The organism is Sphingobacterium sp. NPDC055431 (genome assembly GCF_053644255.1).
The window spans coordinates 82,388-108,253 of sequence record NZ_JBSHLH010000009.1 but is presented as its reverse complement, the minus strand read 5'-3'; the positions used below and the strand labels follow the sequence as shown (position 1 = coordinate 108,253).

The 25,866-nt window shown below is 39.6% G+C and carries 20 protein-coding genes; 12 read left to right on the top strand and 8 right to left on the bottom strand.

Features of this window, described 5'->3' with window-relative positions; all coding sequences use genetic code 11:
- Positions 1-80: 80 nt before the first annotated feature.
- From atpC to ACWIB3_RS10160, 4 genes are all read right to left on the bottom strand, one after another.
- On the bottom strand, positions 81-329 hold the full coding sequence (atpC, locus tag ACWIB3_RS10175; protein WP_099370009.1) for an ATP synthase F1 subunit epsilon: 249 nt from the start codon (positions 327-329) through the stop codon (positions 81-83).
- Between the two features lie 150 nt (positions 330-479).
- Complete coding sequence (atpD, locus tag ACWIB3_RS10170) at positions 480-1,982, bottom strand: F0F1 ATP synthase subunit beta (protein ID WP_185213404.1); 1,503 nt, start codon at positions 1,980-1,982, stop codon at positions 480-482.
- 195 nt (positions 1,983-2,177) lie between these two features.
- Positions 2,178-3,440 carry a hypothetical protein gene (locus ACWIB3_RS10165; RefSeq protein ID WP_454291528.1) on the bottom strand — a complete coding sequence of 421 codons (1,263 nt, stop codon included), beginning with the start codon at positions 3,438-3,440 and terminating at the stop codon, positions 2,178-2,180.
- A gap of 20 nt (positions 3,441-3,460) precedes the next feature.
- Entirely contained in the window at positions 3,461-5,857 is a 2,397-nt protein-coding gene (locus tag ACWIB3_RS10160; RefSeq protein ID WP_454291527.1) for a TonB-dependent receptor, read from the bottom strand.
- A 133-nt stretch (positions 5,858-5,990) separates the two neighbouring features.
- On the opposite strand from ACWIB3_RS10160, the gene ACWIB3_RS10155 reads away from it, so the two are divergent.
- From ACWIB3_RS10155 to ACWIB3_RS10125, 7 genes are all read left to right on the top strand, one after another.
- The gene (locus tag ACWIB3_RS10155) at positions 5,991-7,139 is read left to right on the top strand and encodes an alpha/beta hydrolase (protein WP_454291526.1); all 1,149 of its coding nucleotides are present in this window, start codon (positions 5,991-5,993) and stop codon (positions 7,137-7,139) included.
- Between the two features lie 2 nt (positions 7,140-7,141).
- Positions 7,142-8,188 (top strand): YncE family protein, encoded by a 1,047-nt coding sequence (locus tag ACWIB3_RS10150; RefSeq protein WP_313261735.1) that lies wholly within the window; start codon positions 7,142-7,144, stop codon positions 8,186-8,188.
- A 93-nt stretch (positions 8,189-8,281) separates the two neighbouring features.
- Positions 8,282-9,271 (top strand): ABC transporter permease, encoded by a 990-nt coding sequence (locus tag ACWIB3_RS10145; RefSeq protein WP_313261737.1) that lies wholly within the window; start codon positions 8,282-8,284, stop codon positions 9,269-9,271.
- A 4-nt stretch (positions 9,272-9,275) separates the two neighbouring features.
- A complete protein-coding gene (locus tag ACWIB3_RS10140) occupies positions 9,276-10,229 on the top strand; it encodes an iron chelate uptake ABC transporter family permease subunit (protein ID WP_454291525.1) in 954 nt (317 codons plus the stop codon).
- Positions 10,202-10,984: an iron ABC transporter ATP-binding protein gene (locus tag ACWIB3_RS10135; protein ID WP_313261741.1), complete on the top strand. Its 783-nt coding sequence runs from the start codon at positions 10,202-10,204 to the stop codon at positions 10,982-10,984. Before ACWIB3_RS10140 ends, ACWIB3_RS10135 begins: the two co-directional genes overlap by 28 nt.
- 37 nt (positions 10,985-11,021) lie before the next feature.
- On the top strand, positions 11,022-11,939 hold the full coding sequence (locus tag ACWIB3_RS10130) for a siderophore ABC transporter substrate-binding protein (protein WP_454291524.1): 918 nt from the start codon (positions 11,022-11,024) through the stop codon (positions 11,937-11,939).
- 6 nt (positions 11,940-11,945) lie between these two features.
- On the top strand, positions 11,946-12,758 hold the full coding sequence (locus ACWIB3_RS10125) for a siderophore-interacting protein (protein WP_185217713.1): 813 nt from the start codon (positions 11,946-11,948) through the stop codon (positions 12,756-12,758).
- A 325-nt stretch (positions 12,759-13,083) separates the two neighbouring features.
- Here ACWIB3_RS10125 and ACWIB3_RS10120 read toward each other — a convergent pair whose 3' ends face one another.
- Positions 13,084-15,549 (bottom strand): ABC transporter permease, encoded by a 2,466-nt coding sequence (locus tag ACWIB3_RS10120; protein ID WP_454291523.1) that lies wholly within the window; start codon positions 15,547-15,549, stop codon positions 13,084-13,086.
- A 717-nt stretch (positions 15,550-16,266) separates the two neighbouring features.
- Between ACWIB3_RS10120 and ACWIB3_RS10115 the strand changes: the two genes are divergently transcribed.
- The gene (locus ACWIB3_RS10115) at positions 16,267-17,889 is read left to right on the top strand and encodes a M14 family zinc carboxypeptidase (protein ID WP_454291522.1); all 1,623 of its coding nucleotides are present in this window, start codon (positions 16,267-16,269) and stop codon (positions 17,887-17,889) included.
- 13 nt (positions 17,890-17,902) lie between these two features.
- The gene (locus ACWIB3_RS10110; protein ID WP_185213414.1) at positions 17,903-19,684 is read left to right on the top strand and encodes a M14 family metallopeptidase; all 1,782 of its coding nucleotides are present in this window, start codon (positions 17,903-17,905) and stop codon (positions 19,682-19,684) included.
- Between the two features lie 820 nt (positions 19,685-20,504).
- On the opposite strand, the gene ACWIB3_RS10105 is transcribed toward ACWIB3_RS10110, so the two are convergent.
- The 3 genes from ACWIB3_RS10105 to ACWIB3_RS10095 form a co-directional block, all read right to left on the bottom strand.
- Positions 20,505-21,182: an ATP-binding cassette domain-containing protein gene (locus ACWIB3_RS10105; protein ID WP_454291521.1), complete on the bottom strand. Its 678-nt coding sequence runs from the start codon at positions 21,180-21,182 to the stop codon at positions 20,505-20,507.
- Positions 21,179-22,093, bottom strand: coding sequence for a hypothetical protein (locus ACWIB3_RS10100; RefSeq protein WP_454291520.1), 915 nt, complete (start codon positions 22,091-22,093; stop codon positions 21,179-21,181). The genes ACWIB3_RS10105 and ACWIB3_RS10100 overlap by 4 nt, the downstream gene beginning before the upstream one ends.
- 180 nt (positions 22,094-22,273) lie before the next feature.
- A complete protein-coding gene (locus ACWIB3_RS10095) occupies positions 22,274-22,837 on the bottom strand; it encodes a hypothetical protein (protein ID WP_454291519.1) in 564 nt (187 codons plus the stop codon).
- A gap of 481 nt (positions 22,838-23,318) precedes the next feature.
- Here ACWIB3_RS10095 and ACWIB3_RS10090 point away from each other — a divergent pair, with 481 nt between their 5' ends.
- From ACWIB3_RS10090 to ACWIB3_RS10080, 3 genes are read left to right on the top strand one after another with little or no spacing between them, the layout of a single operon-like run.
- Positions 23,319-24,041, top strand: coding sequence for a CoA transferase subunit A (locus tag ACWIB3_RS10090; protein WP_454291518.1), 723 nt, complete (start codon positions 23,319-23,321; stop codon positions 24,039-24,041).
- Positions 24,034-25,212 (top strand): thiolase family protein, encoded by a 1,179-nt coding sequence (locus ACWIB3_RS10085; RefSeq protein WP_454291517.1) that lies wholly within the window; start codon positions 24,034-24,036, stop codon positions 25,210-25,212. Before ACWIB3_RS10090 ends, ACWIB3_RS10085 begins: the two co-directional genes overlap by 8 nt.
- A 3-nt stretch (positions 25,213-25,215) precedes the next feature.
- Complete coding sequence (locus tag ACWIB3_RS10080; RefSeq protein ID WP_185213420.1) at positions 25,216-25,845, top strand: 3-oxoacid CoA-transferase subunit B; 630 nt, start codon at positions 25,216-25,218, stop codon at positions 25,843-25,845.
- Positions 25,846-25,866: the final 21 nt, after the last annotated feature.

Genomic DNA, 25,866 nt, shown 5'->3' with positions numbered 1-25,866 from the left:
TCGGACCGAAAAAACTTGCAAAAAAATAGCCCTTAGAACTTGAAGTTTTAAGGGCTACTTTATCGTGATATTTTGTTTATCTATTCTTCCGCAATTCCTTCTGCTAAAACGATGATATTGTTGTCCTTTACTTCTACTACACCACCTTTAATAATAATGACTTGTTCATCATTATTATTCTTAATAATGACTTTACCATCTTCTAGCGTAGACACAATAGCCGCGTGATCCTTCAGAATCTGAAAAGAACCCGCCGATCCCGGAACTGTAACCGCTGTTACATCACCTTCGTAAGCTAATTTGTCTGGAGTTATGATTGTTAATTTCATTCTTTTTTTAAGTATTTAGTAGTTAGTATAGAGTATTTAGAACTTTCTAAGTACTATTTTGCTACTACTTAAATCAGGATTATGTACCTAATACTTTGTAATTAGTAGTCAGGTCTAAATACTAACTACTAATTACTAAATACTAATATTTTAAACTGCTTCTGCTAATAGTTTTTTACCTTTCTCGATAGCGTCTTCGATTGAACCTACCAAGTTGAAAGATGCTTCTGGGTATTCATCTACTTCACCATCGATGATCATGTTGAATCCTTTGATAGTGTCCTTGATGTCTACTAAACAACCTTTCAGGCCTGTAAATTGCTCTGCTACGTGGAATGGTTGTGACAAGAAACGTTGTACACGACGTGCGCGGTGTACCGTTAACTTATCTTCTTCAGATAATTCGTCCATACCTAAGATGGCGATGATATCCTGAAGTTCTTTATAACGTTGAAGAATTTCTTTTACGCGTTGTGCAGTATTGTAATGCTCATCACCTAAAACTGCTGGAGAAAGGATACGTGAAGTAGAATCCAATGGATCCACCGCTGGGTAAATACCTAACTCAGAAATTTTACGGGATAATACTGTAGTCGCATCTAAGTGGGCAAATGTTGTTGCCGGAGCAGGGTCAGTCAAGTCATCCGCAGGTACGTATACCGCTTGTACTGATGTGATCGATCCGTTCTTAGTAGATGTAATACGCTCTTGCATTAAACCCATCTCTGTTGCTAGGGTAGGTTGGTAACCTACTGCTGATGGCATACGACCTAATAATGCCGATACCTCAGATCCTGCTTGGGTAAAACGGAAGATGTTATCAATAAAGAATAAGATATCACGACCTTGTCCTTCGCCATCTCCATCACGGAAGTATTCCGCAATTGTCAAACCTGATAACGCAACACGAGCACGAGCACCTGGAGGCTCATTCATCTGTCCGAATACGAAAGTACATTTAGATTCTTTCATCAATTCCAAATCCACAGTGTCCAAAGGCCATTGACCTTTTTCCATTTCTTCCATGAATTTGTCACCGTATTTGATAATGCCTGACTCCAACATCTCACGAAGTAAGTCATTTCCTTCACGAGTACGCTCGCCTACACCAGCAAATACCGAAAGACCACCGTGTCCTTTTGCGATATTGTTGATTAATTCCTGAATCAATACTGTTTTACCAACACCAGCACCACCGAACAAACCGATCTTACCACCTTTTGCATATGGCTCTAACAAATCGATTACTTTAATTCCTGTAAACAATACTTCAGTTTCAGTCGATAGATCTTCAAACTTAGGAGGTACGTTGTGAATAGGACGACCGTTATCCTTGTTTAATGCTTGAATACCGTCAATTGGATCTCCAACAACGTTGAATACACGACCTTTGATCTCTTCGCCAATCGGCATTTTGATAGGAGCGCCAGTATCAACGACCTTCATGCCACGAATTAAACCTTCGGTAGCATCCATTGCAATCGTACGAACACGTTCCTCACCTAAGTGCTGTTGAACCTCTAATATAATGCGCTGTCCATTGTCTTTCTCAATGTACAATGCATCATAAATCTTAGGAAGATTTTCATTGTCGGCAAAGTTGACGTCAACTACTGGGCCGATAATCTGCGCTATTTTACCAATATTGGGCATATTATAGGGACTAAAATTTATTAATCAATTTAAATACAGATTGTTTGAATGCCTGTATTTTGGAATGCAAAAATAAGTTTTATCTTATTAAAAGCAAAAGGGATATGCATATTTAATTTTTATTTTTTTCAAATCATCCTGCATACCCCTTTTTTGTTATTTATTTCTGCCTTTTATTGTCAGTTTTTCAAAACCTTACTGTCTTGCTACGATCTTGTAAAGTCCAGATACAGAACCCCCAGCAGTAACATTGAACAAGGCTTTCGCAGATGTACCCGTTAATTCATAGTATCCGTTCTGACTTCCGTCTTTGGTATTCACCCTCAATAATGTTTTTCCGTCCAGATCAATCGCGCAGAATGCTGCTCCAGGATTTGTAACAGCTGGAATTCCACTGATCTTCGTCCTTTGTTTACTGGCAATATCAATCTGGTAAAATTCCCAAACGTTTTCAAAATTGATGTTGCCTGAAGGTCCTCCGGTCAACTTCGTATTGGGAATCACCGTAATGATCTTCCCTTCCTTCGCAAATACGGAAACGAACTTTCCGCCTTGCTGGATTTCATCCATATTTAGGCTCCAGGTTTTATCTATGTCTGTTTCATTAGCCTTGATACGCACAATCTTAGATTTCCCGCCAACGGCGCTCCTCCCTTGTGTTACGATATAGAGGTCCCCATTGGAATCAAAGTCATACATATTATTATCATTGATGTAGGCAATAGATCCCGTATCCTCAATTTTTATGGTTTTCTCATACTTTCCGGTCGCAATATCGATAACCGCAATATATACATCTGGAAAATAATCATCGAAAAAGCCTTTTTGTGGACCGTTCGTCTTTGCATAACTGATGTTTGCATAAAGTTTGCCCGCTTTAATGGCCAAAAACTTCTGTCCAATAGATCTAAACAAGATTTCAGGAACGTTTTGACCTCTTTCATTGACTACGGATGCAAAATCCAATTCTCCAGTCCTTGTCATGTTGGTCGGATTAAAGGTCTGGATTTTCAGGGGCGATGCTCCATCCCAATAGTAACCCTTATTCTCATCATGGATAACGAAATTTCCAGAACCATTACTGTTATTATCTGCTGCAATGAATTTGCCAGCACTGATTTTTCCGTTCCCATCAACCAATAACTGATCAATACCAAGCTCATTAGTCTTGCTATTGAACATTTTCAGGAGTTGATTGCCATGTGGCCGCCAACCACCAAAACCCATCCCTTGAAAGCTATTGCTTCCGTTGTTGACCACATTGCCCGATGGTAATGCATCAAATGCGGTTGCAAAGCCAGGCTTCTGAAGGTTGTTCTCACTCATGGTAATTAGCACAAACTTGTCCTTTCCATCTGGTTCAACTGGTGTTGGTCCTCCATTGTCGTCACTGCAACTGGCAAAAACGCCTATACTGAACATAAACAAAATGGATGCTTTGAATCTATTGATTTTCATAACCTTTAATTTTTGTGTTTTTATATTTGATAACTAAGTTTTAAATGAAAGCTCCTGCCCGGTCGCTGCACCCGATAATAGTCATATATATCCCGGTTTAACAGGTTCCTGGCTTCTGCGCCGATGGCCATTTTATTTTTTTTGAATTGAAAGGTAAAACCTGCATTTAATAGGTGCTGGTTCGGTATAATAAGATTTGAACTTAGGTCCGCACTGCCTGATAATCCTAAGAATCCTCCAGGCTCAACCTCTTTAGGGATGGTTTCGAGATAGAACTCACGCATGAAATTGTAGTTCAAATAGACCTGAAGTTCGTTCTCTCGCTGAAATAGATCATGGTATTTTGCGGACGCAGCAAGGTTGGCAAAGAAATATGGCGTATTACGAAGCCGAGCCTTGTTTTTCCACGAATCCTGTGCGTTTTGGATACCAAATAATCTCAAGTCCTGCCATGTCGCATTCCCCGACAATTGATATTGCTCACTGATTTGGTACTTCATGTCTAGATCAACTCCATAACCACGGACATTCTCTTGGTTTTGATACTGTGCATTCGGTGCTTGAATAGGGACCAACAAAATCAATCCCTTTGTATTTCTATAGAAGCTGTTCAGTTCAACTGTCAAAGGCTTCAAGAGCTGCGTATGGAGACCAAGGTTGAAATTTAAACTCTGTTCAGGGTTCAATTCAAAATTAGGGACGATGAAGATGTTGTTTCCAAAGAGTTCCTCCCGTTCCGGCAGTCTATAGGTATATTCTGCGGATGCTCTCAAGAAATTGTTTTCAGAAAACTGATATTTTATAGCTTCAGTGATCCCCCAATAATCTCCAGAAGTGTTTCTCTTGTCTTTTTCCGTGATATCTACGGAAAACCAGGTGTTCTGATATCCACTTGCTTTGTAGGCATAGTATTTACCCATCAGCTGATTAGTTAAACGATCTTGGATTAGCGATTGCTCATAGGAAAGCCCAAAAACATGTTTCTGGTAAGTTGATGCCAAACTCAGGACATCAATGTCCGAACCTTCTAGTTTTACGCCAAGTGGGTCCTTTCCAGATCGGTTGGCCGAACTGAATACATAGTTTAATTCAACCTTGCTATTCGGGCTAACTAAATAGCTCAAATTCGTCCTATTGACCCATTGCTTCTCGTCGATCTTGGATTGGGAGGGAAGTCGGCTTTCTCCCAAATTGGCACCGGGCTTAAAATTTCCGAACCAATCATAAGTACCCCTTAGCGTGTCAATCCGTTGTGTCTGCAGGATATTGTAGGAATTGAATTGATCAATACGTAATTTGTTATCCAGGAAGTTTGCTTTATACCGTATCGAAGGGGCGAGGGTTGCTTGGGTAGAGTGCAAAGCACCATAAGCATCGGTCATTAAAGCAGGATGTTGTTGTTCCTTATAAAGATTGAATCCCGTTAAGCTGAACTTTAGTTCATCTGCCCATGATCGGTTCCGCATGCCCACATACAGCTCACCCAGATAATGTCTATATGCATTGTGAAATAGGGAAAGTCTCTGCGGTTCCTTGTTTTTGGTCTCTGGATTTACGACATCGACCAAGGCATCGTAATCATTGGAAGAATAATTATAGAAAAACTCACCACCATAACTCCATTTTTCATTCTTTGAAAGATTGGAAGCCATCAATCCAAGTCTATGCGTATTAAAAGAGCCCAGTTCATAATAGACCTTGGCATGTTTTCCCTGATTTTTATTAGTGACCAAGTTTACAGCACCACCTAATGCATCCGAGCCTAATGAAACAGGCAAAACGCCCTTATATATTTCTACATGGTCCAGCATTTCAATAGGTAGAGAAGATAGGTTGTAGCCATCACCTAGGTAATCCAAAGGGATTCCATCCTTAAAGTATTTGATTGCCTTGCCCTGAAAACCATTTACGGATACCTCAGGGCGGCTTCCTAAGCCCCCATTCTGTCTCACCCTGATTCCCGTGCTGCGGTTCATCAGGTCGCTCAATGATAAGGCCTGGCTGGATACAGCCCGGGTATCGATAAATATATTGCGGATTGCCGCTTGCTTTATTTTTTTGTTTTCTGAATTCCCAATGATGGTCACCCCTTCAATTTGAGCTACCTCCTGCTGTAGGGAAAGCACTAAATGCAACTCTTCAAAACTGTTCTTAGTAAATGATCCCTGGTAGGGGATATAACCAATAGCTTTTACCTCAATAGTGTATTGCCCAGATTTTATGGACTCCAGGTAATAGGAACCAGTTTTATCTGTACTCCCCGCATATTCTGCAAAATGTATGCTTGCTCCATCAATTTTTTCCTTAGTTTGATCATCTACAACATCGATTTGAATCGAACTGCCCTGTTGGGCAAAAACTAAATTGTGACTAAAAATAGTTAGTAAAACTAAAATCGTATCCTTAATAAAACTCATCCTTTCTCCTAAATAGCGTTGATTTGCTGGTAAATATAGGCTTATTTATAATTAGTTTAAATAAAGTTTGTCATTTATTTAGAATCTATCTAATTTAGCTCCGAGTCAAAATGCTAAATGCAAACATTTAACTATGCCCAAAAAAATCATTGAGATAACAGTAAACATTCTGAACAATTGCGACCAATTTGTTGGTGATCCATTGTTCCTTGCTGGAACTTTCAATAATTGGGATACCGATCATTTATTGGTAGGAACAATCCCTGAAAAGGGGCAGTCTGTCCAATACTTGCTGCCCGAAGTACCAAGCGGAGAACTTGAACTGAAAATTACTCGTGGCAATTGGCAAACACTCGAAGCTACACAAAACGGCAAACTGAAATCGCCTCAAGTATTCAAGGTACAAAGAGACTCAGAAATCAATTTAGAGATAGAATCTTGGCGGGACCTTTTCCCCAAATCAACTGCGAGTAAACAGGTGCATACTCTGGATGAACATTTCTATTTTCCAGATTTGAATGTATATCGAAAGGTTATGATCTACTTACCCAAAGATTATTTTCATACTGACAAGCATTATCCAACCATTTATATGCATGATGGGCAGCATCTTTTCGATGAAGCTCGATCGATTGGTCGATCAGGACCTGTAGAATGGATGGTGGATGAATTCCTGGATGAAATTGATCCGTCTACAATCGTAGTCGCGATAGATCATGCAAAGAATTATGAATTAAGACAACAAGAATACCTTGTGCATCCCGTTCAGGGGACTAAGAATCCTTTGGGATGGCTGTACCTCGAAGATATTGTCCATACCTTAAAACCATTTGTGGATAGCAATTATAGGACTCTTTCCGACCCATGGAATACCGCTATGGTCGGTAGTTCCATAGCAGGCCTGTTAACGCTGTATGCCGGGCTGAAATATCCTGGAGTGTTCGGTACTTCCGCTGTTTTTTCCCCATCTATCTGGATGGACGAGTCAAATCTGTATAGCTATTCTGAAAGCATGCTTAAAAAAGGAACGGATCGATCTGACCAAGAAATCTATTTTTATATGGGTGATCGGGAAAGGCGCTTTCGGTTGATGGACTCCCATAATAACATGAAAATTGACCTAGATCGCTATTTCAACTGGATAAAAGATAGTTTTCCTGGCAAATTAACGCTCAATATCAATCCTGAAGGTAAACATGGAGCCTATTATTGGCAAAAAGCATTCGAAGAATTTTACCTGCACTGGAAATCAAGAATTAACTCCATATATATAAATAAGTAACTATGAACACAATTAACTTCAATCACAAGTGCTCAATCATTTCAAAAGCTCTCTTCCTCAGTACAGGGTTATTCTTTTGTGGTACTTTGGCTTTCGGCCAACAGGTAGTGAAATCTTCACATGCTGGAACTGGCGTTTATGAAGCGGTAATCAATACGAACGATGGACATATCTATGTGACTTCAGCTGGTTCTAGAGCTAATCCAGGCGGTGCAATCTATAAAATTAACCCCAAAGATTTGGCTATTGTGGATAGCATCAGTCTAAAAGAAAACCCCCCATTCGGAATTGGAATCAATAATAAAACCCAGATTGCCTATACCACCAATACAAGAACGAATTCGGTAAGTGCCGTGGACCTAAAATCTGGAAAGTTATTGGCAACCATTAAAAATGGAGCCGAAGAATCCCATACCCGTGAGGTATTGGTTGATGAAGAAAACAACCTGATTTACGTATCTGATGTAGGTGATCCTAGTAATATTTGGGTCATTGATGGAAAAACGAATACCTATTCCCATTCTTTGGACAACCTTGGGAAAACAGCCACTGGCATGACTTTCCTGAAAGGAACGGACAAGATCTATGTGTCCGTTATTGGTGATAATTCCATTTACGTTGTCGATGTAAAAAGTAAAAAAGTTGAAAAGCAGTTTCCATCAGCTGGTGAAGCACCGGTAAATATTACTTCGGATGGAGAGCGCCTATTTGTTACCAACCAAAAGTCTGGCACTGTAACGGTTTTAGGTCCTGATGGTAATTTGATCAAGAGTATCCCAACGGGGGATGGTGCCATAGGGATAGCCTTTGATAAAGTGAAAAACAGAATTTATTCTGCCAATCGCCAAACTGGCACCACGAGTATTATCGATGCCAAGACATTAGAGGTAGTAGCGGATCTGCCTACTGGTTCTCGTCCTAATCATGTAAAGATCGATCCTAAATCAGGAGAGGCCTTTGTCATCAACAAAACCAAGGGTGGTAGACCAGTGGAAGGTCAGCCCGTGGAGGTCGACAAGAATGGCGATACCATCACAAAAATAAATTAATAAAATCTTGATGATTGCTATGTCCTGAACCTGATGGATCAGGGCATAGTTTCATTTTTTAGCATAGCATTTTATTCGGTTTAAAGAGGGCCGTTGAAATGCTGTAAGGAGTTGGAGAAATTGAGTTTATTGAAGAATAAATACCTGCTATGGATCATTGCCATAGGGGTTGTTTTAGTTTTAATCTGGATATCCCTGTTTACAGGTGTGAAGGATATCCATTATTCCGATCTTTCCTCGGATAGTGAAAAGATGCTGTTCTTTCTGATCAGCCGAATTCCTAGAACTTTGGCCTTGGTATTGGTAGGAGCAGGATTGAGTATATCTGGTTTTATCCTCCAACAATTATCGCAAAATAGGTTTGTTTCGCCAACTACTTCTGGGTCTTTGGAGGCCGCAAAAATGGGGATATTGACCGCCTTGATCCTTTTTCCGCAATCCTCCTTGACCATTAGGATGATCTTTGCCTTGCTCTTTACATTCTTTACCTCTTTCCTGTTCATCTATTTTATCAGCAAGATCAAGCTGCGCAGCACTGTATTTATTCCGCTTGTAGGATTGATGTTTGGAAGTATCCTCAGTGCCATTTCAACCTTTTTCGCTTATGAAAAAGGTATAGTGCAAAGTACGCAAGAGTGGCTGCTCGGAGATTTTTCCTCTGTGATGCAAGGACAATATGAAGCTATCTATATCATTCTTCCAGCGGTTATCTTGGTCTATCTGTTTGCCGAACGTTTTACCATTGCGGGTATGGGCGAGAGCTTTGCCAAGAATTTGGGACTTTCCTATAATACTATTGTCTATATAGGCTTGTTTACAGTCTCTATCGTGGTGAGTTCTTCCGTGCTTACCGTTGGAGCTATTCCATTTCTGGGGCTGATCATACCAAACTTGGTGAGTATGGTCTTTGGCGATAACCTTAGAAAGATTCTCCCAATAATAGCTTACGTAGGTGCAGTATTTCTCATTGTATGCGATTTGATTAGTCGGTTGATTGTCTTTCCTTACGAAGTGCCAATTGGGATGACAGTGGGCATAATAGGTGGAATTGTATTCTTGATCTTAATCCTTAAAAAGAAATAAGACCATGAAGCCAATCCTCAAATTTTCTCTATTGCTAGGCTTATTACTTATAGTAATTGGCCTATTCCTGTTCTTTAACATTGACCTTTCCAATAATTACGCAATCAGTAAAAGATCGATTCGACTCTTTAGCATGTTGATAGTTGGCTGTTCGGTCGCCTATTCTTCGATCCTATTCCAGACGATTACTAATAACAGGATTCTGACCCCCTCAATCATGGGTTACGAAGCCATCTTTATCTTGTTCCAGACTGTTATCGTCTTTATCTATGGGGATCGAACTTTTCAAGTCATCAATCAACAGGAGAATTTTTTATTTGCCGTGATCCTGATGCTAGGCTTTTCTTTATTGATCTACCTTTTGATGTTTGGTAAGAATAAAAGAAGCATGTACTATCTCTTACTTACAGGGATGGTATTTGGCACCTTATTTTTGACCATGAGCCAATTCCTGCAAGTTCTTATCGATCCCAATGAATTTTCGATGGTACAAAATTTCATGTTTGTCTCCTTCGCCAAGATGAACAACAAATTGTTGAGCATTGCCGGGATTACCATGTTGGCAGCCATCGTCTATATCAGTTTTAACCTTCGATACCTCGATGTTATTGCACTAGGAAGAGATCATGCCATAAACCTTGGTGTCGATTACAATAAGATGATCAAAAGATTTCTAATCTGTATCACCCTATTGGTTTCAGTATCCACAGCTTTGGTCGGACCCATTACGTTCCTTGGTATTCTGGTCTGTAACCTGACCTATGAACTTTTTAAAACAAGAAAACATCAGTATATGCTCCCTATTTGTGCCGTGATTTCTGTGCTCTGTTTAGTATTGGGGCAGTTTCTAGTGGAACAGGTCATCGGATTTACCACAACGGTCAGTATCATTATCAATTTTATCGGCGGTGTTTATTTTATGTATTTACTATGGTTGACGAGGAAAAAAATAAGTTAAGCTTTGACGCGATAGTCAAGCGCTATGGCAAAAAGGAAGTGTTGAAAAATCTTACCGGTGGTTTTCCACAAGCTAAGATCACCTCCTTGATTGGACCTAATGGTGCTGGGAAAAGTACCTTGTTGTCAATAATAAGTCGCTTGATTAAGCAAGATGCTGGGCATGTGGCTTTCTATGAGAAGGAGCTCTCCTCCTATAAAGGAGCTGAATTGGCAAAAAAACTATCCATCCTGAAGCAGTCCAATCACCTTGAGTTGAAACTTACCGTACGGGACCTCGTTTCCTTTGGACGGTTTCCTTATAGCCAAGGTAAACTGAGCGAATTGGACTGGAGGAAAGTGGATGATGCCATCGCGTTTTCGGATCTAATGGAATTAAAAGATTCCTTTATCGATGAATTGAGTGGTGGACAACGACAGAGGGCGTTCATCTCCATGATCATTGCCCAGGACACTGATTTTATCCTGCTCGATGAGCCCCTCAATAATCTGGACATGAAGCATGCTGTCCATGTCATGAAAACACTGCGGAGGCTCGTGGATGAGTTGGGAAAAACGGTAATCATGGTCATCCATGAAATCAATTTTGCTTCCCAATATTCCGACCAAATTATTGCGCTGAAAAATGGAGAGATCCTTTATAATGATCAAACCAATAAAGTAATCGATGCGAAAATCCTGCATGAAATTTTTGACCTTGAATTTAATATCATCGAAATCAACAATAAAAAAATCTGTAACTATTTCAATCTATAAAATGAATAAGATGTACATCAATATATTAAGGCAATCCATGGCAATGTTAATCTTGCCTTTTGTATTCCTATCCTGCCAATCTAATTCAACGAAGCAAGACGATAAGGTCGTGAGTGACACACTACATATTGAACATAAATTGGGCAAACAGATCATTCCCAAAAACCCCAAACGCAGCGTTGTTCTGGATATTGGTGCTTTAGAAACAATGAATGAATTAGGGATTACGCCTGTCGGTGTGCCCAAGAAATTCCTTCCATCTTACCTGAAGGCCATTAATGACAATCCCGATGTGGCAGACGTGGGTTCTGTGATTGAACCCGACTTTGAAGCCATTGCTGCAACAAAACCTGAAATTATTTTTATTTCAACCCGACTAGAAAGATTTTACCAAGAAATCAATGAGATTGCCCCAACGGTTTTTATCGGAACTGACAATAAAAATTTTCTTCCCTCCTTTGAGAACAATGTCAAACTGATCGGAAAGATATATGGGAAAGAGGAGTTGGCGACTGAAAAACTGGAATCATTGAACAAGAAAATTCTTGCCGCCCAAAGCAAATTCCAACAGGATCCGCATCAAGCACTGTTCTTGATCTATAACAATGGGAAATTTAGTGCCTTTGGTAAAGGTTCAAGGTTCGGTTTTATCCATGATGTTCTAGGCATCAAGCCCGTTCTTGAATTGCAGGATGAATCTGTTCATGGACAACGGGTATCCAATGAATTGATTGCTGAAGCCAACCCTGATTATCTGTTTATCGTCGACCGAAATGCTGCGGTCTTAGGAAAGAAATCAAGTAAAGAGGAAGTGGAAAATCAACTGATCAAACAGACCAAAGCCTTTAAATCAAATAACCTATTTTATCTCGACCCCAATGTATGGTTTATCTCCGGAGGGGGGATAACATCAGTGGATTTGATGGTCGATGATATCGTAAAACTTATTCAATAACAAAAAATGGAAAAGCCAATCATATCAAAACATGTTTTTAAGGTAACGGATAAACAATCTATTACCCCACATTATATTCGCGTGGTCCTGAAATCAGATGAGGAGATAGACTTTGATAAATGCACACCTGGTGCAAACAATAAGATCTTCATCCCTCCGCATGGAAAGAAGGAAGTTCAATTTGCCAGTTTTGATGCGCAAAAAGGGGAGTGGGTCATGCCTGATGAAGACGTGAAACCCATTGTCCGCACTTATACCCATCGGAAATACAATCCCGAAACGCAAGAAATTACGATTGATTTTGTAAACCATGGTGATAACGGTCCTGCCTCAACTTGGGCTCGCAAGGCCGGCCTAGGCGATCAATTGGGGGTTGCCATGAAAATTAGGGAAACTGTCCATTATCCCAAAGTAGACTGGTACCTTTTGATTGGTGATGCGACAGCAATTCCAGTTATCTGTTGTATCCTGGAAAGCCTTCCTTCATCAGCTAAGGGGTATTGTTTGATAGAAATCCCAACCGAGCATGATTTTCATCCAGAACTAAAACATCCCGGATTTGAATTTCAATGGTTAATCAATCCAGAGCCAGAAAAAGGAAGTACATTAGCTACTTTGGCTAAAGAGGTGCAACTACCTAGTGATCAATCGAAGTTTGCTTATGTAGCCTGTGAGTACAGTTCTGTAAAAGATCTTCGAACTTATTTCAAAGATAATCTAGGTTGGTCCAATAAAGATTTTTACGCATTCTCATATTGGAAAGCCGGTGTCGCTGAAGATAAGTCCGCCCAGGACCGAAGGGAAGAAAAGGCAGAATAAATAATTAATTAATTCCTACCTTTTAAGCGGTTTCCTTAGAGAATAATTGCCCCAAAGCACAGTAATAACAATATTGTTAATCATTGGTTTATGCTGATAATCAGAGTCTATTAAGCATAATAGGCAAAATCTGCTCATTATTAAATAATATTCATTTAATAATAGGATTATCAGCTTAATTACTTTCTCTACTATGACCTAATATGAAAAGAAAAGAGCCTAGCATGTGCTTATCAAATACTTAACTGTTGTTTGTTCATAAGCTCGAGGAAGTCGATAAAATCCTGTTCAGATATTATGTAACAGATTTTGGAACTTCAAGATGTTATTCATCTTTCAAGTTTTCTACAGGTTTTGAATTTGCTACTTTTACAGCCTGATAACCTACGGTCAGCAATGCAGAAATGATGGCCAGCAAACCTCCCAAGATAAATGTTGTCCATGAGATCTCGACGCGATAGACAAAATCCTTTAACCACTCATTACTGACCAACCAAACAATGGGTGAGGCTATAAAGAAGGCCACAATGACCATTTTCACAAAATCTTTTGTTAGCATAGCCACAATACCAGAAATGGATGCACCTAGTACTTTGCGGATACAGATTTCTTTTGTCCGCTGGAATGCTGAAACTGTCGAAAGTCCAAACAGGCCAAGACAACTTAGGATTATAGCAATACCGGTACTGATATTGGTCAATTTATGTAGATGTTGTTCTTTCTTATAAAATGATGCAATATTGTCATCATAGAAAGATGTTGAGAAAGTTTCCATTGGAAAATATTTTGCCCAATTATATTTAATGGTTTCAATTATTGTTGGCCAGTTTTTATTATGAGCCAAGCTCAAGCGGATACTATAATCCTGAAGATTATTTTTGTCATACATCAAAACCATTGGCGAAATTTTGCTGTAAAAATCTTGGGTATGAAAATCCTTTACTACTCCCATGATAGGGAATGATTTTCCTTGCTCGAACAAAAATTTTCCAATAGCATCTTCCGGTCTTTTAAAACCAAATGCAGTAAGGGCTGTTTCGTTTATCAAATAACCGTTGGTTGTATCGGATTGGTAGAGTTCTGAACCCGCAAGCAGTGTGATATCATAGAATTTTAAATATGCCGAATCAATCGTCTTGCTGTATAGTTCTTTAGAGATTACGGTACTCCCATCTTCTGGGTGGACATCAAATTTGTTGGAACTATAGCTGTTTGAAATGGGGATATTTCCCATGGTAACACTTTCGATTCCGTTGATTTTTCTTAATTCGTCTGCCAGGAGTATTTTTCGTTCATGATAATTGTCCATCATAAATACCTTAAAGGGTACATGAGTCAAAATCACAGCATCTTTATTAAACCCCATGTCCTTTCGGATAACATAATTCAATTGCTGTCCGATTATTATTCCTGCGACAATAAAAACCTGTGCAATAATGAACTGGAAAATTATGAGACCTTTTCTGAAATCGATCTTTTGATTGCCCAAGGATACATGGCCTTTATTCCTAAAGATATCCACGGAATTGACTTTACTAAAAAGTATTGACGGGAATATTCCTGCGAAAATTACTGTTGCAACAAAAGTAATAATGATAAAAATTGTAATGACCAATGGGTCGGAATAATTCTTCACAGGGTCGCTGATCAAGTCACCTAGAGCTATAAACCCGAGATCGGAAATAAAATAGGATAGAATAAAAGAAAATAATACAATCAAACTGGTCTCAATCATCAATTGAGAAATTAAAGAACCATTGGATCCCCCTAATGTCTTGCGAATGCCAATTTCCTTTGAACGCTGCGGTATCTGCGCTGTAGTAAGGTTTACATAATTAATACATGCCATCCCTAGAAGAAATATAGCCACTGCTACAAGACTAAAAATAACCTTTTTGTTTGTTTTTGAGGCACCTGATTCACTCATATCTGTAGAGAAATGCGATTCTCGGATTGGCATGGTGACCATCGTGCGGTCGAAATCAAAGGGGAGTAGTTTTTCATTTTGTATCTGCCTCCATTTTGAATCAACAAGTCGTTGTATTTGTTCTTTTGAGGCTAATAGGTTCTTCTGATTTTTCGCCAATAAATAAACTTTATCAGCTCCATTGCTACTACCCCAGGCTTGGAGCATGTTGTCTTTTTCACTCTTTTGGACTAAAAAATATTCCTGACCATTAAACTCTGTAGGGAACTCCAAGTTTTGTATTACTCCTGAAACGATTCGCTTTACACTGTCGTTATATATCAATGTCTTTCCAATTACCTCTTGTGGTCTCAATTTTGGAAAATAATGCTTGGCACGGTCTTCGGTTAATACTAGTTGATGGGGCTCTTTCAATGAAAATTCCTTGTTACCCGCCAACCAGTGGTATCCAACCAATTCAAAGAGATCCGGAGTGGTTTCTATAAGAGAAGTTTCATCCCAAGTCGGTTCTTCATACTTTTTTTCCTGACCAGGTATTTCGGGAATGCTTACATTCATCAGGTCTTTTCTAAAATACGGAACTACCATGTCAAGCCCCTTAGGGTCTTCCTGAAGGGCAAAATATATTGGTCTTGAAATTCCTGAAAACAGTTCATCTCGATCTTCCGTCTTAAAGTGTGACAACAGTCTATAGGTGTTCTCTTTTTGAGGAAGCCCTTTCTCAAAGCTCAGTTCAAAGCTGACGTATTTATAGATCACCCAACATGAACTGATTCCGATGGTCAGTCCCAGAACATTCAGAAATGTAAAGAGTGGATTTCTCTTTAGATGTCTAATACTGTTGGTTATTAATAATCTAAACATAGCATATTGATTAATAAATTGGCAAAATATTAGCCCTATTTTACTTTCCCCAAATCATCTGCCAATTTAATAACTATGGTGACTAACAGTTCTTTAGGGGGTTGCTACTTTGAAAGCTGTTCAATTTCGGACATTTTATGTTCGTTATTGTACATAACTAATGCTGGATTAGCTAAGTTTATGATTCTCAAAAAACTGAAATTTTTAGCCTTTTTTATGGAGGAAAGAGGAAAATCCGAATGAATAACATTAGAAATATTTCAAAGATAACCTCGGTTGGTCCAATAAAGATTTTTATGCATTCTCATATTGGAAATCCGGTGTCGCTGAAGATAAGTCCGCCCAGGACCGAAGGGAAGAAAAGGCAGAATAATAAAATCATATTGTTATTAGCTTTCTCAATAAAATCTTGAAAGACGAGAAGTTTAGGTATTAGAATAAATGCAATTTGAATATCATAGGGATGAAACCTGTTTAATCATTCCAATTTTTTTAGCAGATTTCTTAAAGAAAAACCACCCCTAATCGCAATTATAACAATATTGTTATCCAAGGGGCTGTGATAAAAATGATGGCCTAATAACCTGTTTTCAGGCTTCCCATTCATTCTATTCCCAATTTTTTTAAATAATCATTTAAAAATGGGATTATCTGCTTAATGCCTTTCAATTATTAACCTAATTCAGTAGTTTAGCGACAGACTAAATACCTAAATATATGAAATACTGGATCATTTTGCTGCTCTCCTGCGGCATGCCGTTTTTTGTACATGCACAGTGGAATTATCCCAATTTCGATGCATTGACAAAACAAATTCAAGATGTATCTTCAAACAAACTCGTGGAAAGAACTTCCATCGGAAAGTCGGTTGGTTCTGAAGATATCCCATTAATTAAAATCCAAAATGGAAAAACTGCAAAACCCACATTATTGATTGTTGCCGGTGTAGATGGAAAACATCCTGCTGGAGTGGTCAATTCATTAAATGTGGCCAAACAGATCTTAGCCCTTCCTAACGATCAACTGAATGAACTATTGGCCAATAAATCCATTTGGATTATTCCTGTTCTAAATGTAGATGCTTATAAAAGAAATTCCAGTTCTGCAGCTTGGTATTCTGGAAATTCCAGGACCATAGACAATGATCGTGATGGTCGGATCGATGAAGACCCTGAAGTAGACCTAAATAAAGATGGTTTGATTTCACAGATGAGGATCAAAACGCCTGCAGGGCCTTACCGTTCCCATGCCAATAATGCCGATTACCTGGTTTTGGCTGAACGTAATAAAGGTGAATCGGGAACATATGAACTTTATACCGAAGGACGTGATGCAGATCAAGATGGTGCAATCTCGGAAGATGGTAAATCAGGTGTCAACTTGGACAAGAACTTTACCTTTGATTATCCTTTTTTCGAACCAGAAACGGGGGATTATGCTGCTTCGGAGCCGGAAACCAGGGCAATCATCGATTTGATCTTCGAAAATCCACAAATTGCGGCCGTATTGCACTTCGGCTTGCAAAACAATCTATCTGTACCTGAACAATTCGATCAAAGAAAAGCTTCGGAAAGAATTACGAAGTCTTGGACCAATAACGATGCACAAGTTTCTGCATTTGTGAGCAAGATCTATAATGATGCCGTAAAACCAATGGGAGAAGCTCCAAAAATGCCTGCTGGTAAAGGAAACCTAAGTCCAACGATTTATTACCACACAGGTAAATTCAGCTTTGTTACTCCATCATGGTGGATTCCGACCATTTCGGATACGACGAAGAATGCTGGACCGAAAGTACCAGCAACAAACAACTCCGACCGTTTTGTGAACTGGGTTAAAAACCAAGGCATCCAAGGAGCAATCCTTCCATGGGCCAAGGTTAACCATCCGGATTTTCCAAATCAGGATGTGGAAGTCGGTGGGGTAGTGGAACGTTTTATGAACAACCCTCCCATAGCATTATTGGATGCTGCAGCAAAGATGCACAGCAATTTTGTGGTTGAATTGACACGCTCTCTTGCCAGCTTGGAATTCTCAAGCCCGAAAGTGACCAATCTTGGCGATGATATCTACCGTATCGAAGTGAAAGTCTTCAATACGGGTGCCATGCCTGTCTATCCGGAAATTGCAGATAAGATCAAGCATGTTTCCAAAATGAAATCCATTATGGAATTGCAAAAAGGACAATCTTTCCTAAGCGGAAAACGCCTTCAACTTTATCCAACCCTTCAAGCTGGTGCTTCCAATACCTTCTCTTGGTTGGTCAAAGGAAAAGGTAAAGTACAGTTGACTGTTGGTTGCCCGACTGCCGGTGAGAAAACCCTAGATATTAACCTATAAAATCTGCCAAGAAATGAGACTATCATATAAAATATTATCACTTGCCTTAGCACTTAGTGTTTCGGCAGCATTTGCCCAAAAGAAAAATGACGATGTCAGCAAGGAGATCGCCGGTCTACGGGCTGTTGGTTCGCCCTCCAATCCTAAAGTTCAAATGAATTGGAGCCGTTACCACGACCTAAAACAAATGGAACAGTTCTATAAGGACCTACAAAAAGCCTATCCTGACCTTATTAAATATGAGTCTATTGGGAAAAGTTATGAAGGCAGGGACATCTTTGTCCTGACCGTAACGGATTTCAAGGAAGGTAAACCCGAAAGAAAACCGGCAATGTGGATCGATGGTAACATCCATGCCAATGAATTGCAAGGGTCTGAAATATCCATGTACACCGCATGGTATCTCTTAGAAAACTATAATACGGTCCCGTTTATCAAAGATTTGTTGAAGGATAAGGTGTTTTACATCGCGCCAACGATCAATCCAGATTCTCGTGAATACTTTATTTACCAACCGAACACCATGCACTCCTCTAGGACTGGTCGAAGACCATTTGATAACGATGGCGATGGACTGGTAGCAGAAGATCTATACGATGATTTGGATGGAGATGGCGAAATTGTCATGATGCGCCGCAAGTCCAAGACCGGAAGGTTTAAAGCCGATCCTGAAAATCCTAATCGTATGCTGATGGTGAAACCAGGGGAAGTCGGCGAATATGAAATGCTGGGTTTTGAGGGGATTGACAATGATGGCGATGGGTTGGTCAATGAGGATATCACAGGAACTTATGACCCTAACCGTGACTGGGGATGGAACTGGCAGCCAAACTATGTACAGGGTGGTGCCCTCTACTATCCAGGAACCTTGCCTGAAACGCAAGCTGTCAAGAAATTTATCTATGCCCATCCGAATATCGCAGGAGCGCAATCGTATCACAACTTCGGAGGTATGATCCTGCGTGGTCCAGGAGCCGCAGATGATGAAAGGTTCTACTCAAGAAAGGACGTTCAGGTATATGATGCCCTAGGAAAGACCGGAGAAAAGATGTTGCCGGGCTATGATTATATCGTGATCCATAAAGATCTGTATACCGTGTTTGGTGGCGAGATCGATTTCTTGGCCCTGACCCGTGGTATCTTTACTTTCTCCAATGAATTGATGACTACCTACAAGCTATTCAATGAAAAGTCCGAAGGTGGCCTGAGGAACAGTGATGAGTATTATGAGTTTGATAAGCTTTTGATGTTCGGAGATGCCTATGTGCCATGGAAGGAGTTTGATCATCCGCAATATGGTAAGATCGAAATCGGTGGAGCTAAGAAAAACTATACTCGTAACCACCCAGGTTTCTTATTGATGGAGGATGCACACCGAAATGCCGCATTTACCATTTACCATGCTTACCACATGCCTAAATTGGAGGTAATGGAATCCAGCATTAAACCTCTTGGTGGTAATCTATATGAAGTGAATGCAACCATTTGGAATACCAGAATTGTTCCTACACACTCAGACCATGATGTGAGACATAAGATAGAACGCCCTAACCATATCCGATTAGAAGGTGCACAGGTGGTAACAGGGATGCAGGTATTGAACGCTGACTTCAATGAAACGCTGGAGCAAAAGTATCAGCCACAGCAGATCGAAGTACCTACTATTGATGGTATGAGCTCCGTGAAGGTAAGATGGATCGTAAAAGGAAATCCTAGTTCAGCGAAGCTGATCGTGGATAGCCCTAAAGGTGGATACCTTGAATATAATCTGAAGGACGCAGCGAACAAGTCCTAATCAAAACAGCAACAATTTACAAATCGGTTTATACCTTGAAGCAGCAATCTACGGATTGCTGCTTTTGTTTTTTTTGGGGGGAAGTAAGGTCATAGCGAAATCGTAATATGAGAAAACCATTGTTAATAAAGAAAGGATAGTTCCGAGATCTTTTGGAAAAAGCTCTCCTTTTCCAGGGTCACCCTGAGGAACGAAGGGTCTCGGAACCAAACATATCAAGTGTGTATTGGCGTACAGGTCCTCAATCGAAGATTGAGGATGACAGGGTCATGAGACAGAAACGTACATGCCCCCTTCACTTATCATTCAGAATGGTTTTAGCCTTTTTGTTATTATGTCTAATATTTAAAATAAAAACATATATAACACCAATATTGCTCAATCCTATAAGAAGGAACTCTTTTGTGTTTATGTTTTTTACTACATAAGAATAGATTACTAAAACTTCTAATAATATACAGCATATAAATGCTGTATATAAAAATGAATTTCTCATAATTTCTTATTTACGAGTAGGCTTCTGTAATAAGACATCCTACTATAATTCTATTGATCTATAATTACATATAATATAATAAAAACAGAGGAATATTACAGTTTATGACAAACATTATTTAAAGCCAATACCAAATAGGACTGATTAAATTGAATGTGTCAGCTGTTTTTTAGGTTGATATCCTGACCATGTTCGAGAATCATTCGAGACACATTCGAGAAAACCTTTAATAATATTCTAGCCATTTTCGGAATTTTCGGAATATGTCTCGAATAAGGTCAAAGCTATTCCCCTAATTTTTCTGCTGGTTAGGGTTCAGGAATCTTATAATGAAAAATTATTGAGGTGATTCTGTAGGATTTTACTCTTCATAGCATCTTCCAAGTCTCCAAAAGTGGATGGAGAATAGGGATTGGAGAACTGTCCATTTTCAATCTGGTAAATTACATCACAACTATTCTTCAGTGTCGAAAAAATATGTGAGGATATAAGGATAATTTTTCCTTTGTTCTTAAGCATCTTGATGATTTCCTCAAGGATTATAGAACTCTCCAGATCGATACCATTAAAAGGTTCATCCAAGATAATGAAATCATTCTGTTGAAAGAGAACGGCCATAATCGCCAATTTCTTTTTCATTCCTGTAGAATATTGGCTGATATATTCCTTTAAAGGTAGTTTAAAAATATTCTTTTCCTGAAGGTTTTTCATCTTTATTTTCCGAGCATCCGCCATCAGATAGATATGTTCTTCTCCGGTGATCTTGGGTAAGAAATAAGGTTCCGCCGTTAAAAAACCGAGGTGATTCTTGATTTCCTTGTAGCCCGTCTTGATTTTTCCTTCATAGTCCTCCATTTCAGCCATGCACCTGAAGAAAGTAGTTTTTCCAGAACCATTCTCTCCGACAATGCCGTAGACCTTTCCAGGCTCAAAGATCACGTTGATATGCTTGAGGACTGTCTTGGAGCCATAGGATTTACTGAGGTTAATTACTTCTATCATGCTGCAGATTTTAAGTTTTGGATGGCTTTGTAATAATAGTAGGGGATGATGACCAGGACCAATGGATAAAAGGCAAGGCATAATCCTAGAACGATACTTTCTGAAACACTGACCTTTCTTGGAAAGACCGCATATTTGAGACAGATAGCAAAGGGAATCAGGAACAAACCTAAACCCCAAACAATAAGTGCCTTCGTGATGTCCTCTGGGAAGATAACACAGAGCGGAATCGCAATAGGCAATAACAAAAGACTTAACTGTATTATTCCTCTCGTGAATTTGTGGAGTAGAAACGCCACTGGTTTTCTGTTTTGGTTCCAAAGAATTATCCCTGGCTCTATGACTTGATAATAGAGGGTTCCACAGATGCAGATGCAAAACATGCAGAAGAGTGCTAGGTTTTGATTACCAAAGGCTAAACCAATATATGCCAAGACATATAAAATAATCAGCAGAGGCCAGGTCCTTCGGAAACCGATAATAAATTCAAAAGGGTATTTCCTGAACGGAGTTGGAAAGGTGCCAGACCATAGGCTGTTTGTGGACACAAAAACGAAAAGTACAGCAATGGCCAATAGTACAAGGGCAAGATTAAGTTTGCCGAATATGATTAATAGAATGACCGTTCCAAAACTAAGGATCAGGTTTTCTAGGATCCTGATGAGATAATAGTCCAGGTTATTGAAGGTCATCTTGAGGAAGTCATTTCGCTGGTATTCGGCAAGGCTAAATAAAGCTTGAAAATTCAACAGGAATATGAGATAGGCTGCCCAATAGGGGTACTGTCTTAGTAAATAGAAAAAGGCGATATATACCAATGCGATTGCAGGAAAAATCAATAGCCATGGAAGACCGAAATCTTTCATCGATCTACAGATAATCTTCCACTGCAAATTGAAGTATGTCTTCATGCGCTTTAGGCTTTAGGCTTAACCTTTGTAATTAGTCAGAAATTTTCCTGTTATGTTACAGGAGTCAGAATAAAATATGATTTTAAACCAAAAAAGCAGTGTTAACGTCGGTTAACACTGCTTTTTTATTATTTCTAGACCTCAAACAACCAAGAAAATCGTCTTATGTCTATTGTCTAATTAAGAATTTCTTTTCAACTGTTCATCCAATAGTTGACGTTTAAGAAGTTGTTCTCTTTCCATAGATTTTTTTCTAAGGGTCTGAAGTTCTTCCTGAAGTTCATCTACGGTATGTTTGCTTTCTTCAGTGTCAACTTTAGCTTTTCTGAAGGCCGCTAAAATTCCAAATAAAGCAATCGCTAGCACAATGATGATCACCCAAACCATGGTATGGTAAGAGCTCTTGGAAAATTGGATTCCAAGGAAAGAAATGCTGTCGGTTTTTTGTTGTTCAGTTTGTAAAGCAGCAGATAGGTTGGTTACAGAATCTTGTAGGCTCTGTAGGCTACCTTCGGTAGAAGACGCATCGCCTTTCAATCCGGAAATTTGCTTTTTATAAATGCTCAAGGAGTCTTTAACGTTTTGACGGATGATATCAAGATTTGTCTTTCTGATAATCTTAAAGTCCTTGTCCTGGTTTCTAGATTGCAAATTCAAATAGACGAATTGGCTGTCTAGAGGAGCCGTTTTCAGTTTTTGTTGTAGGGTTTGTCCAAATAGGGGTGAACTAAATGTCCAAAACATTAAAAAAAGTGATAATAATCGCATAGTTATAGGGTATATTTCTTGCTTTAAGAGTCAAGTTTAGCAATTTAATTAGAATTACAAAAGAAATTCTAAAAATTGATTCAATAATACACTAATCTATTTATTTGATTAACCTTAGGTTAACAATTATTTGTCTTTCCGATTAAATAGGGAGGGTTATTTTGTAATATCTAATCCAATTCCTGAAACTGTTCCATCATTTGTAAAATACCTTCCTGTTTACTGCTAAGTATTGAATAATACCCAATTCTGGTTTATAGAATTGTAAAAGTTCTTAATAATTAGAGGTTTAAGATAATTTCGTTAAATTTATCATGATTATAAACTTCAGGACATAAATAAATATTATTCCAAAAAATATTTTATCAACTGATTGATTTTTAGATAATTATTTGGTTGTCCTAAGCTCTAAAAGATTTATTAATTCCCGATTGGGAAAATAACGCAATGTACAGATATGATTAATAAGACAGTATCTAATGCACAGCAAGCTATCAAGGGGATTGAGGATGGCATGACCATCTCCTTGGGTGGTTTTGGGCTGTGTGGGATTCCTGAGAACCTGATTTCGGCTTTGTTGGAAAAGCGGGTCAAAGACCTTACTTGCATCAGTAACAATGCCGGGGTGGATGATTTCGGTTTGGGCCTGTTGCTGCAGAACAAGCAGATCAAGAAAATGATTGCATCCTATGTAGGGGAGAATGCTGAATTTGAAAGACAGATGTTGAGTGGTGAGCTGGAGGTAGACTTAGTTCCACAGGGAACTTTGGCCACGCGTTTAATGGCTGGGGGTTACGGACTGCCAGTTATTTATACCCCTGCGGGAGTGGGGACCGAAGTAGCGGAGGGAAAGGAAGTAAGAAGGTTTACCTTCCATGGAGTAGAGAAAGATTATCTAATGGAATATGCTTTTGAACCTGACTATGCTTTGGTAAAAGCATGGAAAGGGGATACCGCGGGCAACTTGGTTTATCGTGGTACGGCCCAGAATTTTAACCATGCAGTCGCCATGTGTGGTAAGATCACCATCGCAGAAGTGGAGGAATTAGTGGAGGTAGGCGAGTTGGATCCTAACCATATCCATACCCCTGGCATATTTGTAAACAAGATATTCCAAGGTGCGAAGTATGAAAAAAGAATTGAACAAAGAACAGTAAGAATTAGAGAAGATAATGCGTAAAAAAGTATATATCGTTGCTGCCAAGAGGACAGCAATGGGAAGTTTCGGGTCATCCCTGGCCACTGTTTCCTCCACTGAGTTGGGGGCTACGGTCATCAAAGCTGTTATGGACGAAATTAAATTGGAGAAGCACCATGTGGATGAAGTCTATATGGGTTCCGTTCTCCAGGCGAATCTGGGACAGGCACCTGCCAGGCAAGCTTCAAAATTTGCCGGTTTACCCGACCACGTACCTGCCACAACCATCAATAAGGTCTGTGCAAGTGGTATGAAAGCGATTTCAATTGGCGTGCAGCAGATTCTATTAGGTGATGCCCAAGTGGTGATCGCTGGAGGAATGGAGAATATGAGCCAAGTTCCTTTTTATGATACAGCAGCTAGATGGGGTGCTAAATATGGCGATCAGAAATTAACAGATGGCATCCAAAAAGATGGACTAACGGATGTTTATTCGGATAAGGCCATGGGGAATTGTGGTGAACTCTGTGCGGAAAAATATGAGATCAGTAGAGCGGATCAAGATGAATATGCCATTCAATCCTATACCCGAAGTAAGATTGCCTGGGAGACGGGGAAATTCAAGAATGAAGTGGTTCCTGTAGAGGTAAAATCTAGAAAGGGTTCCGTCATGGTTGATGAAGATGAGGAATTCAAGAATATCAACTTTGAAAAGGTCAGTCAATTGAAGGCATCCTTTAAAACCGATGGAAAGATCACGGCTGCCAATGCATCGACCTTAAGCGATGGAGCTGCTGCGGTGATCTTGATGAGTGAAGAAAAAGTAAATGAGCTTGGCGTTAAGCCCTTGGCAGAGGTGATTGCATATGCAGATGCGGAACAATCTCCGGAATGGTTTACCACTACACCGACTGCTGCTACCCAGAAAGTATTACAGAAGGTTGGATTGACAGTAGATGATATCGATTATTTTGAATTCAACGAGGCTTTCTCGGTTGTAGCCTTGGCCAATGCCAAGCTATTGGACATTTCAGAAGACCAGATGAACGTTTACGGTGGTGCAGTCTCATTGGGGCATCCATTGGGTTGTTCCGGTGCTCGGATCATCGTGACTTTAACCAGTGTTTTACATCAGGAAAATGGTCAGCTAGGACTTGCCGCAATCTGTAATGGAGGCGGTGGGGCAAGTGCCATGATCCTTAAAAAGATTTAACCTATGTTGGACAAATTTGGAATAGCAAAACGAATTGCTAAAGAGATAAAGGACGGCTATTATGTCAACCTGGGGATTGGTATCCCAACCTTGGTTGCCAATTATATCCCCGACAATATCAATGTAGTTCTGCAAAGTGAAAATGGTTTGTTGGGTATGGGACCTTTCCCATTTGAAGGTGAAGAAGATGCAGACTATATCAATGCCGGAAAACAGACCATCACGACCTTACCGGGCTCAGCCTTCTTTGATTCGGCCATGAGCTTTGGCATGATCCGCTCCCGAAAGATCGACCTGACTATCCTAGGTGCCATGGAGGTTTCAGAGAATGGTGATATCGCCAACTGGAAGATTCCCGGTAAAATGGTAAAAGGAATGGGTGGAGCCATGGATCTAGTGGCAAGTGCTGAAAATATCATTGTGGCCATGCAACATGTCAACAAAGCTGGCGAGTCTAAACTGCTGCCGAGTTGTACATTGCCCTTGACGGGTGTGAAATGCGTTAAGAAGATCGTCACGGAATTAGGCGTATTTGAAGTGTTGCCAACTGGCGGATTTAAGGTACTCGAACTCCATGATGGCGTATCCTTGGATATGGTAAAACAAAGTACCGCAGGTAAACTTTTTTATTAGAATAATGTCATAGACGAAGGT

Coding starts and splice junctions, on each gene's coding strand:
- atpC (WP_099370009.1), bottom strand. CDS start 329: ATGAAATTAACAATCATAACTCCAGACAAATTAGCTTACGAAGGTGAT.
- atpD (WP_185213404.1), bottom strand. CDS start 1,982: ATGCCCAATATTGGTAAAATAGCGCAGATTATCGGCCCAGTAGTTGAC.
- ACWIB3_RS10165 (WP_454291528.1), bottom strand. CDS start 3,440: ATGAAAATCAATAGATTCAAAGCATCCATTTTGTTTATGTTCAGTATA.
- ACWIB3_RS10160 (WP_454291527.1), bottom strand. CDS start 5,857: ATGAGTTTTATTAAGGATACGATTTTAGTTTTACTAACTATTTTTAGT.
- ACWIB3_RS10155 (WP_454291526.1), top strand. CDS start 5,991: ATGCCCAAAAAAATCATTGAGATAACAGTAAACATTCTGAACAATTGC.
- ACWIB3_RS10150 (WP_313261735.1), top strand. CDS start 7,142: ATGAACACAATTAACTTCAATCACAAGTGCTCAATCATTTCAAAAGCT.
- ACWIB3_RS10140 (WP_454291525.1), top strand. CDS start 9,276: ATGAAGCCAATCCTCAAATTTTCTCTATTGCTAGGCTTATTACTTATA.
- ACWIB3_RS10135 (WP_313261741.1), top strand. CDS start 10,202: ATGGTTGACGAGGAAAAAAATAAGTTAAGCTTTGACGCGATAGTCAAG.
- ACWIB3_RS10130 (WP_454291524.1), top strand. CDS start 11,022: ATGGCAATGTTAATCTTGCCTTTTGTATTCCTATCCTGCCAATCTAAT.
- ACWIB3_RS10125 (WP_185217713.1), top strand. CDS start 11,946: ATGGAAAAGCCAATCATATCAAAACATGTTTTTAAGGTAACGGATAAA.
- ACWIB3_RS10120 (WP_454291523.1), bottom strand. CDS start 15,549: ATGTTTAGATTATTAATAACCAACAGTATTAGACATCTAAAGAGAAAT.
- ACWIB3_RS10115 (WP_454291522.1), top strand. CDS start 16,267: ATGAAATACTGGATCATTTTGCTGCTCTCCTGCGGCATGCCGTTTTTT.
- ACWIB3_RS10110 (WP_185213414.1), top strand. CDS start 17,903: ATGAGACTATCATATAAAATATTATCACTTGCCTTAGCACTTAGTGTT.
- ACWIB3_RS10105 (WP_454291521.1), bottom strand. CDS start 21,182: ATGATAGAAGTAATTAACCTCAGTAAATCCTATGGCTCCAAGACAGTC.
- ACWIB3_RS10100 (WP_454291520.1), bottom strand. CDS start 22,093: ATGAAGACATACTTCAATTTGCAGTGGAAGATTATCTGTAGATCGATG.
- ACWIB3_RS10095 (WP_454291519.1), bottom strand. CDS start 22,837: ATGTTTTGGACATTTAGTTCACCCCTATTTGGACAAACCCTACAACAA.
- ACWIB3_RS10090 (WP_454291518.1), top strand. CDS start 23,319: ATGATTAATAAGACAGTATCTAATGCACAGCAAGCTATCAAGGGGATT.
- ACWIB3_RS10085 (WP_454291517.1), top strand. CDS start 24,034: ATGCGTAAAAAAGTATATATCGTTGCTGCCAAGAGGACAGCAATGGGA.
- ACWIB3_RS10080 (WP_185213420.1), top strand. CDS start 25,216: ATGTTGGACAAATTTGGAATAGCAAAACGAATTGCTAAAGAGATAAAG.